A 16,924-nucleotide genomic window follows, 5' to 3' on the forward strand; every position below is an offset into this window, starting at 1 on the left:
GCCTCGTACAAGTTCTTATTTTACGCGAGATCGTCCGAATGACGAACAATTGCAACCAGCTCAGGATTGAGAGCTTCAGGCGCAGGTTCAAGCGATCGTCACCAATCAGGAATTTCTTGGGCCGTGTCGTCTGATAGGTCTTGTGACAGTTGCTCTCTCGGTAACGGCACAGCGGGCAATTCATCCTCTAGACCGGGAAATGTGTCTTTTCCGGTGTAGGAAAGCATGGAAAGACTCGCGATCGCTCCTTTGACTTGATCGGGCTTCACCTCTAAGTAGTGCTGCAACTGTTCGAGGTTACTGTGACCGCTGATTTCTTGAATAATCCGCAGCGGAATCCCGGCGTTGCTCATCTGGGTGAGAGCCGTTCTCCTAAAACTGTGGGTGGATGCTCCCTCGATGTCGGCTCGCTCGAACGCTTTTCTCAAAACCTTGTCCGCTGAGTCGGGGTGCAAATGCTTCCAGTGGTGGTTCGGGTGGCGGCCGGGGAATAAGTAAGTCTGGCCGGCGTGGGAACGCCAAGATGTCAGGAGACTTCGCAAATCTTCAATGACCGGAATCGTTCGGGTTTGGAGTTGGCCTTTGGTGTTGCCCTTGCGGAAGTTGATTGTAGGTCGGACTGTACCTCTGGCAGTGTAAATATCGATGACTTCCAGGGAACAAGCTTCGGCAATGCGGCAGGCGGTGTAGAGACACACTCCGAACAGCGTGCGATCGCGAGCGGTTTGCAAACCTTTGTTGAACAAAAGCTCGATTTCCTGTTGCGTGAGTATCTTGGCCTGGCCGTGCCGTTCTATCTTCATGCTTGGTGTATACTCGACCCGATACCTGAGAGTTTGCCGCACTTACTGCATTGCTGCACCGTTCTGGGGTATTTCTTAACGAGGTGGCTGAGGGCGAGCGTCATAAATTAGCCCAAGTGCAGCTAACGCAGTAAAGGTGCACTCATTCACATTTATCGGAGCAATTAGCTTAACAAAAGTAGTAGGATTAATGATACTAAATGGGTTGATGCACTTCTAAAATTGGTTGACAACCTGCTGTTACTGTTCTATATCCAAATAGGACTCAAAACTCAACTTAAATTATGTACTAGCATAACGTCTATATACCCTGTGATAGCGGAATTTCCAAAACAAATTCAGCTCCCCGCCTCGGTGCTGAAATGCACGTTAGCGAACCGCCGTGTTTTTGTACGATAATTGAGTGCGAAACAGACAAGCCCAGACCAGTACCCGAACCTACAGGCTTAGTTGTAAAAAAGGGATCGAATACCCTAACGCGGACTGATTCACTCATTCCAAGTCCGTTGTCTGCAATTGAGACGATCGCGCTAGTGCCTTTTACCTCTGTGCGAATCCGAATCGCAGGCGTTGGACACTGTTGGTTGTCCAACTGTACCAGCGCATCGATCGCATTGCCTAGAATATTCATAAACACCTGATTGAGTTCTCCAGCAGAACACTCGACTAAAGGCAGGTTCCCGTATTCTTTAACAACTTGGATTTCTCTGCTCGCAATGCCTCCCTCGTCGCCGCTATCATTTCCATCCCCCAGCTTTACCGCTGAGTTCAGGCGGTGCTGCAAAATCAGCAGCGTGCTCTCAATCCCTTCGTGAATGTCAACCCGCTTCATCTCGCTCTCTGCAAGGCGCGAAAAATTCCGCAAACCTATCACAATATTGCGGATGCGCTCGGCTCCAACATTCATCGACTTCAGAATTTGCAGCAAGTCTTGTTGGAGGAAATCAAGTTCAATTTCCTCTGTTACTGCTGCCAATTCAGGAGTAAGATTCGGGTATGTCCGCTGGTAAATATTGATTATTTGCAGCAAATATTGCATATATTCAGTTGCGTGAGTAAGATTGCCATAAATAAAATTAATCGGATTGTTAATTTCATGAGCAATTCCTGCAACTAGCTGTCCCAAACTTGACATTTTTTCAGTTTGAATCATTTGAGCCTGAGTCTGCTGCAATTTGAGAAGAGCATTTTCTAGCTGAACTGCTTGTTCTTTTAACTGCACTTCTGACTGCCTCAAAGCTGATTCAGTAGAGATTCGCTCGCTAATTTCCTGCTGTAGGAACGCGTTTTTTTCTGTAACTTCTCGCGTTCTATCTTGCACTTTCGCCTCTAAAGTCTGGCTGTAATTCTGCAATTTTTCATTAGCTGCCGACAAGTTTTTATAGAGAAAAGCGTTTTCTAAAGAAATTGCAGCTTGAGTAGAAAGAAGCTTTAAAACTTCCTGCCTTTCTGCTGTGAAAACACCCGTTGCCAGGTTATTCTCTAAATAAAGCACAGCAATTAAAGTAGCTTGATTAATAATAGGCGTACATAAAATAGACTTAGTATTGTTTTTGACAATGTAAATATCATTTTTGAAGAGTTCATCCCTCCCGGCATCATCTAAAACAACATCTCTTTTCGTTCGGACTACATAATTTATTAGAGACAATGGCAAATCCTGACTGAAAGCGATTGGAAGCGACTGCTGTACTACGATCCGATCTTGTTCAACAGAACCAGACGCTTCTATTAACAAGTTGCCATTTTTTGCTAAAATTAACAAACCGCTTTGGGCGCCAGCGTTCTCCATCAGAATTTTTAGCAATTTTTCTAGCAATTTACTCAAAACAACTTCGCTCGCTAAAACTTGCGAAGCCTTCATTACTGTTGCTAAATCGAGGAAAGAATTACCTGTTGCATTATTTGTAACTGTTGTAGTCTCTGTAGATGTAGTTTTCTCAAAGCTGGCGTTCTTAGCAGCAGATATCAGAGAAAGAAGCGGAGGATATCTTGACTCCAAATCTGCAATCTTAGTCTTCGCTCCCCACCGAGCGTAGCTGTAGTATGCTGATGCCATGTAAGTCTGAGCGATCTCCTCTCTTGAGGCTGCTAAATAAAATTCAGCCGCCAGTTCGTAAGCTAAAGCTTCCTCCTGAACGTACCCCTGTTTTTTAGCTCCCGCGATGGCGAGATCGTAATACTTCATCGCTTCCCAACTTTGCCCTTTCACCCGCGCTATTTCTGCCTCAACCAGATCATATTTATGCTGATAATTAGCCGGAGTATGGTAAGCCCAGCCCTTCATTTTTTCTTGATTCAACTCCACAATAGCCAGAGCTTCTTGTTGCTCGCTCTCCCTCCCAGATTCAGCCTGATCTCGTACATCGGGATACTGAGCCAGAAGGGCTAGCGAATAGTAGAAGTTGTGGACAGCAACCGTCATGTGTCCGGGTGCGGATGCTTTATATTTTTCAGCGATTGAAGCATTTTCAACGGCAGCAGCAAACTCTTTAAATAAGTAAGATAGAATTGATTTAGCAAGATAGGCAGCAAAAAGAGAGATCTGGTTATTTGCTGTTTCTAAGATCGGCAGCATTTCTACTTCATCAAAGCTCTCGCCAATTAAACAACATTTGTCAGATGTAGGTCGGAAAAGATTCAAAACTAGCTGCCTCCATATCTTGATGTAGTAGAGTCCAAATTCTTGTTTGAGTTTCAGCAGTAAATCTAGATAATGAGCTTGGCGCGACTCTACAGATTCTAGGTAGTTGCCAATTAAAAATATATGAGCGCAAGAGTTCAAAGCACAATAGCCAGCATATTCTACATCTCCAGTATCCAGCCCGCTTTGAACCCCTTCTTGCAAAGCATCTATTGTTTCCCTAGCGTGTTCTTTCCAATGTCTGATAGTAACGTTAAACAGAGTGTATACTTTAGCTGTCAGTTCTTTAGCATTAAATTGCTCTAATAGCTTTAAAGCTATCTGACCAGAATAATATCCTGCCTCTAAATCTCCAAGTGCTGCACATAGGAGCAAGCCATAAATGCTGTAAGCGTAAGCTGCTAGCGCTGAATGACCGTTTTCAATGCAGAGATTAATTTGAGTCAATACGATCGGCAAAACCATCTCTGGCTTGGCAATAGAAGCGGGAGCTGAGATAGTCATCAGCAGCCGCATCGCCGCCAACTTATCAGGAGCGGTCATTTCTGGAGCATTTTCCAAATCTGTCAGCGAAGGCAATTTTACTGAGGTATTCCCGGCTGCTAGCAACTTGGGAGAAACCCCCAGCATTTCCAAAATTTCCCCACCCGTATTAATAGCTTTAATGAGCTGATTTTGAGCGATATAAGATTGAATTTTTAGCTCGTATACTTTCACCCGATCTAGTAGGGTGTTTGCCTCTTTTAAAACAGCGTCAGCTAGTATTTCAGAGGGTTTAAAATTGGTGTTTAAAAATTCTGTTTCTACTGCTTCTACATGGAGGTTAAGAGTCAATTCATACTGACTCTGCCAGCTATTAGCAGCAAGGAGTTCCAAACCAATATTCAGATACCTGGCAGCAGCTTCGTAAGCTGTCGCTGTCTTTGCTTTCTGACCGGCAATTAGATTTAGGAAAGCTAGTTCATCTTTTTCTACTTGCCCTACTATTAAGTCAGTGCTAAAATTAAGTTGATTGACCAGAGCAAAGATATTTTCTTTTCTGTCTTCAGGGCTGGTATTTTGTAGCAAAAGTTTGCCAATGTTCAGGTGAGTCGATTTTCGATCGGATTCGGGAATCAAAGAATAAGCGGCTTGCTGCACGCGATCGTGCAAAAACTTATAGTCTACCCTGGAATCGCTGAGAATAAGTTCGCGTAGTTCCTCCTGTTGAAAAACTAGCGGGATTTTGTAGTTTCCACTTAGAGGCAAAATTAAACCAGACTGAAGTGCCGGCCACAGACCAGAAGCAGTAACTGATTCTGACTCTTCATTCGCAATTGCCAAAACGCTTAAATTAAAAGTGCTGCCGATGCAAGCCGCCAATTTTAAGACTTTTTGCGTTGATGCTGGTAACTGTTGAATATTCTTTGCTATTAGTTCAACGATATTGCAATCCGCAATACCAATGGTTTGAATAAGTTCGATATCCCACTGCCAAATACCGATAAAAGTGTCGTAAGTTAGCAGTCGTTCGGAATCCAGCACTTTTAGCAGTTGAGTCAAGAAGAAGGGATTGCCTTGGGTTTTGTTGAAAAGCAGTTCTGAGAAATATTTTATACGGCTAGCTTCGGGAGATTCGTTGAGCGTGTCTGCAATTAGCTGCCTGACATGGTTTAGCTGTAAAGGTTTAACAGTAATATTATTGATGGCAGCCCTACTTTCTCGAATCTTTTCTAATGTCTGAATCAAGGGATGAGCTGGATTGACTTCGTTATCTCGATAAGCTCCTATCATTAACAGATATTGGCTGTCGCGATCTCTCATCAGCAGTTGGATTAATTTGAGGGATGCTGAATCAGCCCACTGCAAGTCGTCTAGGAAAACAACGAGGGGGTGTTCGGGTTGACAAAAGACTTTGAAGAACTGTTGAAAAACGCGATTAAAGCGGTTTTGGGATTCATGGGAACTCAGTTGTGGTACTTCTGGCTGATGACCGACAATCAGTTCAAGTTCGGGGATAACATTAATAATTAGAGAACCATTTTGACTCACTGCCGTTAAAATCTTCTCTTTCCAAACAGCTATTTTTTCAGAATCTTCTGTTAATAGCTGCCGTAAGAGTGACTGGAAAGCTTGAATCAGCGAAGCGTAAGGAATATTCCGCTTAAACTGGTCAAATTTACCAGCAATAAAATACCCCCGCTTGGCTGCAACAGGTTTGTGAACTTCATTCACTAAGCAAGATTTGCCAATTCCCGAATAACCGCTGACCAGCATCATTTCTGCTGTGCCGAGGCTGGTTCGTTCAAACGCTTCCATTAATACAGCTACCTCTTCTTCCCTGCCATAGAGCTTCTGCGGGATCAGCAGTTGACCGGATAAATTTTTAGACCCTACAATGAATGGTGAAATTGTGCCGAATTCCTGTAGCTGAGTTAGGCAGTTTTCTAGATCGGCTTTTAGTCCCTCAGCAGTTTGATATCGCTCTTCTGCAGTTTTGGCTAATAATTTGAGCGTGATGTCAGAAACCGTTTGGGGAATTTCTGGATTTAACTGAATCGGCGGAACAGGTTGCTTTGCTAAATGGCAGTGAACCAATTCCATTGGGTCAGTGGCCGCAAAAGGTAGAGAACCTGTCAGCATTTCATAAAAGGTTGCACCCAAGGAGTAAAAGTCCGTACGATAGTCAATCGACCGATTCATCCGGCCCGTTTGCTCTGGGGATATATAGGCTAGCGTGCCTTCCAGATAATTAGGATTGTTAATTGTTTGGTTTTCTCTACCCAGGCGAGAAGAAATGCTAAAATCTATAATTTTAACCAACCAAGTTGCGGGATTAATAATAATATTTTTCGGCTTAATATCTTTATGAATGATTTGCTGTTTGTGGAGTTGCCCTAAAGTTGCGGCTAACTGAATTGCTATTCTGAGAAAGCCGATTCTATCGTTCTTGAGAGAAGCAAGGATGTAATTTAAAGATTGACCGCCAAAATCTTCCATAATTAAGGCGAAGCTGTTCTGGTGTTTTTCCAGCCCCAAGCACTTAACAACTCCTGGGATGTTCAAGTCTTTCGCGATTTCATATTGATACTTTAAATTAGCAACATCAATAGGATGTGGATACTTAGAGGTTAGTAGCTTAACAATAACAGACTGTTGGTTCTGAAGCTTCTGCCCCCGATAAACAACTGTTTTCACGCCTTCATTAATTTTTTGAAAATTTGTGTAGCCCGGAAGTTTTAGCATCTGATTGGAAAGTAAAATATTATGACTCTACCGCAAGGTATTACCTAGATCTAATTCTGATTCTTCATTTTACCAGTCAAAATTTAAAAATCTGATTCACCCACAATTTTTTGAGGAAACCCAGAAATTGCCCTAGATGCCTGCATACCTGAAGTAACAGTTGCTTCAAGACTGCTAATATTAATCCCATTAAGTGTCCAGTCACCAGCTAAGTAAAGATTATTAAAGCCGGATGCGTCTGGTTTGAGGCGATATTTTGTAGTTCCTTTTAGAGACATTACATAACGCTCAGAAGGCTCAATATTTGCCCGCCAAAACTGAGAATTAAATCGTTCTAAACCATTACCATTTTTTGAGTCAACAAGTAAGTTCCAATTCAGAATATCTGAACTTTTGGGTAGGGTTATTTTAGGCCATAAAATCGCAATATTTTGCTGAAACCACTTAAGAGCCGTTTCTTTGACCCGATTCATTTCTTGGTCAGGAAACGAACGATCTACAAAGGCTGGAATTTCCTCGCTCTCTTCCAAAGGACCACAAAAATAAGCAATACTACCTGGATAATGTTCTGAAGACCAACCCTCAGAGACATTGAGATGGCTCATATCAGCCCAAGTGTTAAAGGGATGTGCATAAGCATCTATAACAGGATTAGGCATCATCCAGCCCAATTCTGGTAAGGTAGGTTTTAGCCAGAGCTGAAGTGCCTGGGTTTGAACAGTCTTGACCTTCTCTACCATCTGCTGCCATTCTTTGCGAGCTTCGATTAGCTCTTGGCAGATATATTTTAGTGCTCCTAGAGAAATTCCCAGAACCACAGAATCAAAATCTTCTCCTACATTGAGCTCGATATCCTCCACATCGTCCCACGACATCCAGGCAGATTCTAGATTAATTTTCCTGAATTTAAGTTCTTCCCCTTCAACAAGCTGATCGTAGAGAGGAGAACTCGGCCAACAGGGCAGTTTGTTAACATCAACAAGCGGTTCGTAAACATTGTTTTTAAGCGTAACTTGGCGACTAATTTGGATCGTTTTAATAGTCTTTTTGTCCTCAGAAAGCTTCAGATTTTTGACACGATGGAAAAAATTAAACTTAACACCCCGTTGCTTGAGTACCTCGTAAAGTGGTGCGAAGATTGTATCTCCCATACCAGATTGCATTTTCCAAAAAAACGCACCCTTATAGGTAAGAGTCATGCGTAGAAAGCAACGAAGCGCAGCTCCAGCCGCTAAATTTGGTTGATTGACATTACCGTTCTCGTAACTAAAGACAAGGTCGTAAAGACCCTGCACTGGTGCCGAATTGACGCTAAGTTCAGAAGCCCCATGTTTGCTCAACCACTCCCGGACATCATAGTCATCAATAGCATTAAAGCCATCAAAAATAATACCGTCCACAATTACACCCTGGATGATGGTGTATGCTAAATCTACAAGTATCCACAGGCGACGAAACTTGTGGTGCGCTTCTATTATTTCCTCAACAATTCGGAAAAGCCAATTTCTGAATTGACCCAGACACCAAAGCAGAGCATGGTGTTGTATAGCTCGGTGCGTTTTAGGCTCTTGTGGCAATTTCTGAACTAATTTTTGAGCAATATATAATAAACCAATTTCATAAGGGACATTAGGAATTTCTAAGTGAATATTCATCTCTTTCAGTAGAGATTTTATCGACTCGGGAATCCCTGTAAAATCCAATAATTTTTCGCCGTCAGACAGAGTGCTAAATAAGTAGGATGAACTCTTAAATTGATCGACCATAAACTCGACTAGCAAGCAAACAGACTCCCAAACAGAGGGCAATTTATCACTTTCTCCGGGCAGTAAATTATTTGTTGGGAAGTCGTAGGGCCAAAGTACCCACTGTTTGTTGATATATTCAGGAAATGCAATGAAATTGTGTGGCTTGAAAGCGTTCTGCCAGGTAGCAAGTGGAATGTCTTCACTCCGTCCTAATTCTTGATAGCACTGACGCATAACTCGAAAGGTATTTTCGTAAACTCCCATCAAGATATGTAGGCCATGTTCCTCAATTCGAGCTTGGGCATTCATATTGCGTCCGCTCGCACCTTTGCCACCCAGACGCCACCCCATTTGATAGAGTATAATCTCATATTTTTCCTGCCAATCAGGTTGACTTGTCAGTTCAAAAGCTGCTGTAAGAGAAGCCATACCCCCTCCTAAAATTGCGATTTTCTTTTTTTTCATAGTTTCAGCCAGGATTTCTTTTTCCCTGCAAAAGTAGTGTATCAATCTTCTAATTTAGCTGCACCCAAAACCTGTTCAAATCCTGTCGTCTTTCATTTGAACGCATATTTTACAGATTTTTGCAATTCCTGACTGTATTTTAGTAGTGCATCATTATCACGCACCATCGACTTAGCATCTTCAATACACTGCGAGAAGCAACTACGAGAAATTTTCACGGAATGATCTGCTGTGAATAATTTATCATGTTGCTGCGCGGCAAACAATAGCGTCTGATAAGCAGGAAGTAGGCACATTAAGCTAGCCAAGCGATAGCCCACAGCTTCATAGGGAATCTTCATTATATAACCGACAGACTTATTTAGCTCAACCATCACATTTGTAAGAACTTTTTGCGTCCAATTCTTGGGAGCTCCCTTCAGCAAGAGTGGTGAATCATCGACTTCTTGTATCCATACATCAGGTAAATAGCATATACCATTAGCCAAATCTTCAGGAAAATCCTTGATAATGTTTGTTTTTTGCAATGCTTCGCCGCAGGTTTCACAACCTGCTAGAAGGCAAGCTGCAACATCTAAGTTGAATTGGTAATGGTTGATAGCTAACTCTGTCCCCATATGACCAACTATGCCAGCTACAAAATAGCAATAACGATTGTAGTCGTTTTCTTGGGCTGGGAGACTGATCCCGTTGCGCGTTACCATAACAGGAGCCTGTTGGCAATCTAGCACTTGTTTCATTCCCTCAACCATTGCAGAAGCCCAGCAATGAATAATTGCTTTAGCATCGTTTGGTATTAGTGCATAAATTTGCCATAACATTAGTCCATTTTCCAGATTCATTAATTGCTTTTGGTCGGCATCGAGTCCCGGCCAATTTTCTGACGACCAGCTAGATAAAATATTGGAGGCAAAAGCTGGTTCCTTTAGCAGTTGCTGAAATTCATCAAAACGAGCCTGCTGCCAGCTAAAGGAATGTTGGCAATCCTCAATGTTGTCAGCAACGCGAAAAATTAGATATGCCGTGGCCATAAAAGCATCTAACGGTTCTTCAAAACAAGGAGTTACCAATGCAAAAGACCGAGAAACTTTATTCATGAACTCTTCTAGGTATTTCTTCTGTTCGTGCAAAAGATAAAACGTTATCATGCTTCGTGCCCCTGATTGTATTAAGATATTGAGTCCTGAAGCGCCTTTGCATCCCAGAGACCTCAGTCTGTCGAAAATCCTGGTAAATAATGTATCCTACAATAAGAGAGATGGCAAGTAGTTAAGATTACAAAAAGGAATCAAAATTTCTGCCCCTATACAAATTGACTCAGAAAGAAAAAGCCTAATCTAAGAATGCGCTTTCCAAACCGCAGTACCATTTTCGACTGTGAAATCAAAGTTGAGCCAGAAAGCCAGATTCGGCTGTATGTTTACTGGTTGTTCTGGCTCTGGCTTGCCTTTTTGCAAGCCCAATTCTGTGACAATGGGGTGGCTGGCAAAATTGTAGATTGTGACCTCATATTGAGAACCACGAGTAGAACCGAAACTTAGGAGTCGCCCTGCATGATATTTGGACACTTTCATGGGAATTTCTACGATCGCTTGATAGCAAGCTTGTTTGCCGTCTTTTTCATCGCGAAACTGCTTGAGCATGACTACAGGAATTTCTGCATTTAGCCGATATTGCAGCAGGTATTCAAGCAGGTTAAGTGGCAGGCTTAAGCCCGGAATTTTCATGATGCTGTCGCTACCGAAAAATAGTTGGGCAATTTCTGCAACTGCTTCTGAATAGCTAGTCCATATTTTAGGTGGCTGGCTTTCGCTACCTCCATTTTTCTGCGATACTTTAATTAGCTGTTCCCATTTTGCTTCTGTTTGAGCAGTTAAAGTTTTCCACGTATAAGTGTGCAAACTGAAGGGGTCTTGTAACCGATCGATTGAGGGAATGTTGAAGCTTGCAATTTCTTTCGGGATGCCGTAAACCTCTCGACCTGAAGCTAAAGCTGGTGAATTGCTGACGAATATGTAGGGTACGAACCAAGCAAAGCGGTTTATTTGAAAGATGGAGCCACGTTGTTGACCGACCGCAGTCAAGACCCAAATCACAACTTCCTGCTCGTCGATGTAACCTCTGTCGCGATCGGGCTTTTCTCTAGAAGCCAGGGAATCTATACTTCCAAAGGTTAGTAGGATATAGTGTGTGGCAGGGCGGTACTCGATTTGTCCGCTGGTTAAATTATTGAGGTATTTGTCGCACAAATTCTGGAGTTGAGGCAAAGAACCTTCTAACACAAATCCATAAAGGTTTGTGCCTTTGATATCGTAGGGTTGTAGAAAACATTGCTCGTTAGCTCGTTCAATATATTGTGGAGGTTTTGAATGGTTACTGCCGCCCGATAAAAATGTCTCACCAAATTTATGTGCTTCTTGTTCTATGCTTTCGCCTCTGGTAGCAAGGTCTTGGAGGAGTCGATCTGGCGAGCGTGGCGGTTGTGCGAGTATGTCTACTAATTTTTGCGGGTTATGGAGCAGTTCCGCGATCGCGCTGCTTGCTCCTAGTGCTGTGCGAAAGCCTGTTTGCAGAAGTTGAGTGGCGCTGTTAACATTCATTCCTTCATAACCTCATCGTGAGTTAGCTTGCAAACTTCTTTTATTTCACTCATATCACAAATACCGATCGGATCGAGCTTTCTTAACGCCAATTTTCTCAATTACAAACTGTTTATCGTTCGCTCGATAAAGCAAACTGAGCTCGCGACCCACCCATACTTCACGTGACCGTTGACGTGCGACCTGTGGTTTATACCCGACCCGACAACGGAGTCGGTCAAACTTACTGCATTACTGCACTGGTAGGCGGAGATGGAGCGATCGCGGCGGTTGGGGGCGATCGTCATAAACTAGCAGACCGCTGCCAACCGGGTAACGAGCGTTTTCTAGTGTTAGAAAGCATGGAAAGTGAAGAGATCGCTCCTCTGACTTGTTGTGCCCTAACCTCTAAGTATTTCTGCAATTGTTCTAGGTTGCGGTGGCCGCTGATTTCTTGAATAATCCGCAATGGAATCCCCGCGTTGCTCATCTGAGTGAGTGCTGACCTTCTGAGGTTGTGGGTGGAAGCGCCGATGATGCCAACTCGTTCGCAGGCTTCTTGGAACAGGTGAGAGGCGGCTTCCGGGTTTGCGTGTTTCCAGCGGTGATTGAGGTGGCGGCTGGGGAATAGGTAGGGGTGTTCAGGATGTTTGTAGGTTTCTAACAGCAGCCTCAACTCTTGGATGATCGGGATAGTGCGAGTGCCGAACTTACCTTTGGTGTTGCCCTTGCGGATGATCATTTCGGAGCGGATGACGCCCGCCGGAGTGAAAACATCGATGACTTTCAAGCTGCACGCTTCGGCAATGCGGCAGGCGGTGTACAGACAAATTCCAAAGAGGGCGCGATCGCGGTCGCTTTGCAAACCTTTGTTAAATAAGAGTTCGATTTCCTCTTGAGTGAGTATTTTGGCTTGTCCGTGACCCTCAATCTTCATGCAGGCGTGTATACCGACCCGACACCTGAGAGTTTGCCGCAAATACTGCATTACTGCATCGGTCGGGAGTATTTCTTAATGCGGTGGGTGAATGGGGTGAAGGGTTTGGTTCGGGCGATCGCTCCGGGGGGTTGATATGTTTGGTTAAGGGGCGTTACTTAATCAGGGTATGAAAAGAATCACTTAAAAATCCCAAAGCTTTGTAGATACTGGTTTCTATGACTTGCATATTTAGCCTTTCATATCCTAAATCAGCAACGCCTTTTTGACAGGCTGACCTCCTTTCGATCGTCCTCAATTTTCAGAAAAACGTAATCGCTGATTTACCAGACCAACCAAAAACCTTCCACCGAACAACGTGGCGGAGTTGTACTCACATTGTCCGGTCATCCGCCAGTAGCAAATCCAGGAATTACACAAAACCTATCTCTGCTAAGTAAGTAGGCGCTGTAAAATGCAATTATGTAAACGAGTGTAAAGTATCCAAATGCCCTAAGTAGGTAGGCGCTGTAAAACCCAATTATGTTAAGGATTGTAAAGTATCCACATTCCCTAAGCGTGGCTAAGTTAGCCCTGTTTACATATTGTTACATAGCTCGGTTTAATCCCGCTTACCTACTTAAGCGAGGCTAAGTCAACCCTGTTTACATACTGTTATATAGCTCAGTTTAATTCTGCCTACCGACTTACTGGCAAGTAACAAATTCCACACTTACGAAAAACCTAATTTTTCAGCAAAGGTTAACACAAAAGTTAGAGTTTATGTGCAGATTTTTTGCAAACGTTAAGATTAATCTTAAGCATAATTAGATGTCTGAGAATGATTGGTTGTACGATAGCTAAAAGGCCGTAAGAGTTGAGATTATTGACAATACAACTTATGTATCCTGAATGTATCACCCTATTATTCTGGTTTTAATCCTATAGAATTAGGGTGTCACAACTGAAAGCTTTTTTACAGTAGTTCTCGCCAACCACTACCCAAATAGTAGATAGTTTGCTGGCTACTGCACGCTTATTTTGTCAATTCTAAGCACTTAAAAAGCTGGTTTAGCAGCGGCTGACACGGTACTCAATAAACTAGGAATAGGCTATATTAGTTAGCGTTGAAATATCTGCCGCTTAAGGATCGCTCAAGAGCGTTGCAGCACTCAACATAGCAACAGCCCCTGCCTCCTCCAAAGGTCGCGAAAACAAGTACCCTTGATAGGAACTGCATCCCAAAGAACGGAGTATAATTAGTTGCTCTTGCGTCTCCACCCCTTCTGCGATTGCCTCTAATTCCAAAGAACTCGCCAGATTTAAAATCGCCTGCAGCAAAGTCAAATTTTTTCCTCCTTCCTCCAGGCAGCAAACAAAAGAGCGGTCAATTTTGAGAGTATCAATCGGCAGCAATTGTAAGTAAGACAAATTTGAATAACCAGTACCAAAATCATCCAAACACACCTTAACCTGACGAGCTTTTAATAGCTCTAGCACCCCAGCAGCCTCCTCAGCATTTTCCATTAAAACACTCTCGGTAATCTCTAACTTCAAAAATTCGCCTTTTAAGTTATGCACTCGCAGCAGTGAGTCTAAAAGCGGTAACAAATTTGGAGAAAATAGCTGAATTCCCGATAAATTAACACTCATATTTAAAGGCAAATAGTCAGGAAATTGCAACTGCCATTTACTTAAACAAGCCACTGCTTCCGACAGTACCCACTCCCCTAGTGCCACAATCAAACCCGTTCTTTCCGCCACGGGAATAAACTCGCTAGGAGAAACCAAGCCGCGGGTCGGATGCCGCCATCTTACCAACGCTTCAAAGCCCACTATTTGACCAGTTACAAAAGATACAATGGGCTGGTAATTCAGGTAAAACTGTTGTAAATTAATTGCATTTTGCAAGTCATTTTCCAACTGGAGTTGTTCTAAAGCTCTCGACTGCATACCAGCATCAAATACAACAGTGCTACTAGCACCCCGAACAAAAGCCTCATGTCTAGCCGCGTCAGCCGCTCGCAGTAAATCTTCCGGCTCTTGCGTGGCAATTGCACCTAAAGCAATGCCAATACTAACGCTAGAAAAGACCGCAGTTCCATTTAAGTTAGACGGTATTTTTAATGCTTGACGAATGTTTTCTGCTGCCTCTAAAGCTAACTGAGAATTAGTAATATTTGGCAGCCAAATCGCAAAAGCATCTTCTCCCACTCTTGCTATAAGATTCATATTCAAAGCCCAAGCCTCTAACCGCCGTGCTACTTCTACTAGCAACTGCTCTCCTCTAGAATGACCTAAGCTATATTTAACAATTTGATAACGGTTAAGAGTCAGCAGTAAAATAGCTTCTAAATGACCCAGTTCTATTATAGAATTCCTGCCACTACGCATCTCCTTTAAGAGCAAATTACGGTTAGGTAAACCTGTCAGCTCGTCGTAAAATGCTTGGTAGCGAATTTGTGCATTCGCTGTAGCAAGTTCCTGCTCTTTTTTCCTAGCAAATCGCACAAACTCTAAAGTTTTATTAATGGTAACTTTTAAGTCATTCAAATCAATTGGCTTCGTTAAAAAATCAAAAGCGCCCCTATTCATAGCTGTCCTAATATTTGGCATATCCCCATAAGCTGAAACCACTATAGCTTTGAGCGTCGGGTCAATAGCTGGCAGATTCTCTAACAAAGTTAACCCGTCCATTTCGGGCATATTAATATCAGTTAGCACCAAGTCAAAAGAGCCATTAGCGTGCAATTTATCTAAAGCTTGCACTCCATTAATGGCAAAATCAAACTCAAATTCTTGAGTGCTGATTTGACGCCGAAATAGCTGAAGGATTAGATATTCTAAAAGTGGTTCGTCATCAATTACTAAGATTTTAGATGTCATGGAATTACTCTTGTTAGCAAGTAGCCAGGAGGTGAATTCTCTTGTAAGGACAATCTCCTGTGATTGCCCCCTGGGGTTGCAGCGTAAGTAAGTTTGGGGCAGGCAGGAAAGCACTGCTCCTACAGAAAATTCCTCATTTTGAGGACTTACGCTCCTAAACCGGGTCGATTTAAAAAATTGAAGATTCTCACTATAAATCTACGAATAAACCCGGTTTCTCGGCTGTGCGTAAGTGTTGACTTTATCAGTTCCCAACCCTTAAGTGGGAATTTCAATAATAAATTCCGTTCCTTCGCCTGGTGTAGAGTTACAACTGAGCCATCCCCCGTGTTTTTCTTCAACAATAGACCGCGAAATTGATAAACCCAATCCCGTCCCTTTACCCACAGATTTTGTAGTAAATAAGTGGTTAAATACCCGCCCCTTCACTTCTTCTGTCATCCCCATCCCATTGTCAGCAATAGAAATTATAACATGAGAAGCGGAATTATTCTTGATAATTTTTTCACTCTCATCGGTAAGGAAAGTGCGAATCCTGATAAAATTAGGCTTCGCCTTAATTTCATCGCGACTCCGCCCTGAATCCCACTCTTCCAATGCGTCAATGGCATTAGCAATAATATTTAAAAACACCTGATTCAACTGTCCGGGATAACACTCTACTGGGGGTAATTCTCCGTAGTTTTTTAGCACTTGAATTTCGGGTTTACCCTCATTCGCTTTGAGCCGATGTCTCAAAATTAATAAGCTACTATCAATTCCTTCATGGATATTGAAACGAACTTTTGATTTAGTATCGGCCCGCGAAAAAGTCCTCAGAGCAACGCTGATTCCCCGAATGCGCTCAGTTCCTTCTTTCATAGAACTGAGCATTTGTGGCAAGTCTTCTAAGAGAAAAGGGAGGTCAAGAGCTTCAATTTGAGTTTGTACTTCTGGATTATTTAGTGAGCAGTGTTCTTGATAAATATTGAGAGCAGTCATCAATTCTTGAAAGTAGCTTTCGGCGTGTTCAATGTTTCCTATAATGAAGCTGATGGGATTGTAAATTTCGTGGGCAACTCCGGCCACTAACTGGCCGACGGAAGCCATTTTTTCGTTTTGAATGAGTTGAGTTTGTACCTCTTGAAGTTCTGTTAAATTTTGTCTGACTTGTTTGACAGTTTCTAAGGCTCTTTGGATGGTGATTTCCATGTCCTGAAAATCAATGGGTTTTGTCAAAAAGTCAAACGCTCCCCGGTTCATGGCAGTTCTAATATTTTGCATATCTCCATAGGCGGAGATGACGACTGCTTTTAATGTATTGTCGATTTCTGAGAGTTTTTCTAGTAAAGTTAACCCGTCCATTTCGGGCATATTAATATCAGTTAGCACTAAATCAAATGGTGGAGATTCTGCAATTTTTTCTAAGGCTTCTCTGCCATTGTGAGCAAAGACAAATTCAATTTCTTTGACCCGAATTTTTTGCCTGAATTTTTGTTGAATGACGTATTCTAAAAGTTGTTCATCATCGACGACTAGGATTTTGGCTGTCATGGGGAGCTATTCTGTATCCTATGGTAAAAATAACTAGGGTCATTAGCTTACTATAGCGCGTTGTTTAAATTTTGTAAAAGATTAAATTAATTAATGAGAATGTAGTCGGAAAGAAGGAAGAAGAC

9 protein-coding genes are annotated in these 16,924 nt (G+C 42.6%); 1 reads left to right on the plus strand and 8 read right to left on the minus strand.

The genetic code is table 11. From position 1 onward, the window contains the following. Nucleotides 1–98: 98 nt before the first annotated feature. From E5S67_RS17695 to E5S67_RS17720, 6 genes are all read right to left on the minus strand, one after another. Nucleotides 99–803 (minus strand): tyrosine-type recombinase/integrase, encoded by a 705-nt coding sequence (locus tag E5S67_RS17695; protein WP_172189471.1) that lies wholly within the window; start codon nucleotides 801–803, stop codon nucleotides 99–101. A 301-nt stretch (nucleotides 804–1,104) separates the two neighbouring features. Further along, a complete protein-coding gene (locus tag E5S67_RS17700) occupies nucleotides 1,105–6,672 on the minus strand; it encodes a trifunctional serine/threonine-protein kinase/ATP-binding protein/sensor histidine kinase (RefSeq protein ID WP_172189473.1) in 5,568 nt (1,855 codons plus the stop codon). 83 nt (nucleotides 6,673–6,755) lie between these two features. Next, on the minus strand, nucleotides 6,756–8,885 hold the full coding sequence (locus E5S67_RS17705) for an NAD(P)-binding protein (protein ID WP_172189475.1): 2,130 nt from the start codon (nucleotides 8,883–8,885) through the stop codon (nucleotides 6,756–6,758). Between the two features lie 92 nt (nucleotides 8,886–8,977). Beyond that, nucleotides 8,978–9,982 (minus strand): phytoene/squalene synthase family protein, encoded by a 1,005-nt coding sequence (locus E5S67_RS17710; protein ID WP_172189476.1) that lies wholly within the window; start codon nucleotides 9,980–9,982, stop codon nucleotides 8,978–8,980. A 240-nt stretch (nucleotides 9,983–10,222) separates the two neighbouring features. Then, nucleotides 10,223–11,485 carry a hypothetical protein gene (locus E5S67_RS17715; protein ID WP_172189477.1) on the minus strand — a complete coding sequence of 421 codons (1,263 nt, stop codon included), beginning with the start codon at nucleotides 11,483–11,485 and terminating at the stop codon, nucleotides 10,223–10,225. A gap of 283 nt (nucleotides 11,486–11,768) precedes the next feature. Then, entirely contained in the window at nucleotides 11,769–12,401 is a 633-nt protein-coding gene (locus tag E5S67_RS17720) for a tyrosine-type recombinase/integrase (RefSeq protein WP_216670544.1), read from the minus strand. Between E5S67_RS17720 and E5S67_RS17725 the strand changes: the two genes are divergently transcribed. Then, nucleotides 12,384–12,536, plus strand: coding sequence for a hypothetical protein (locus E5S67_RS17725; protein ID WP_172189451.1), 153 nt, complete (start codon nucleotides 12,384–12,386; stop codon nucleotides 12,534–12,536). The two genes, E5S67_RS17720 and E5S67_RS17725, sit on opposite strands and share 18 nt — an antisense overlap. A 987-nt stretch (nucleotides 12,537–13,523) precedes the next feature. On the opposite strand, the gene E5S67_RS17730 is transcribed toward E5S67_RS17725, so the two are convergent. Next, on the minus strand, nucleotides 13,524–15,266 hold the full coding sequence (locus tag E5S67_RS17730) for a putative bifunctional diguanylate cyclase/phosphodiesterase (RefSeq protein ID WP_172189478.1): 1,743 nt from the start codon (nucleotides 15,264–15,266) through the stop codon (nucleotides 13,524–13,526). 258 nt (nucleotides 15,267–15,524) lie between these two features. After that, nucleotides 15,525–16,799 (minus strand): hybrid sensor histidine kinase/response regulator, encoded by a 1,275-nt coding sequence (locus tag E5S67_RS17735; protein ID WP_172189479.1) that lies wholly within the window; start codon nucleotides 16,797–16,799, stop codon nucleotides 15,525–15,527. Nucleotides 16,800–16,924 lie beyond the last annotated feature (125 nt).

It is taken from the genome of Microcoleus asticus IPMA8, assembly GCF_013179805.1.
GTDB lineage: Bacteria > Cyanobacteriota > Cyanobacteriia > Cyanobacteriales > Microcoleaceae > Microcoleus > Microcoleus asticus.

Excerpts from the sequence above, each read along its gene's own strand:
- E5S67_RS17695 (WP_172189471.1), bottom strand. The coding sequence starts at position 803 with ATGAAGATAGAACGGCACGGCCAGGCCAAGATACTCACGCAACAGGAA.
- E5S67_RS17700 (WP_172189473.1), bottom strand. The coding sequence starts at position 6,672 with ATGCTAAAACTTCCGGGCTACACAAATTTTCAAAAAATTAATGAAGGC.
- E5S67_RS17705 (WP_172189475.1), bottom strand. The coding sequence starts at position 8,885 with ATGAAAAAAAAGAAAATCGCAATTTTAGGAGGGGGTATGGCTTCTCTT.
- E5S67_RS17710 (WP_172189476.1), bottom strand. The coding sequence starts at position 9,982 with ATGAATAAAGTTTCTCGGTCTTTTGCATTGGTAACTCCTTGTTTTGAA.
- E5S67_RS17715 (WP_172189477.1), bottom strand. The coding sequence starts at position 11,485 with ATGAATGTTAACAGCGCCACTCAACTTCTGCAAACAGGCTTTCGCACA.
- E5S67_RS17720 (WP_216670544.1), bottom strand. The coding sequence starts at position 12,401 with ATGAAGATTGAGGGTCACGGACAAGCCAAAATACTCACTCAAGAGGAA.
- E5S67_RS17730 (WP_172189478.1), bottom strand. The coding sequence starts at position 15,266 with ATGACATCTAAAATCTTAGTAATTGATGACGAACCACTTTTAGAATAT.
- E5S67_RS17735 (WP_172189479.1), bottom strand. The coding sequence starts at position 16,799 with ATGACAGCCAAAATCCTAGTCGTCGATGATGAACAACTTTTAGAATAC.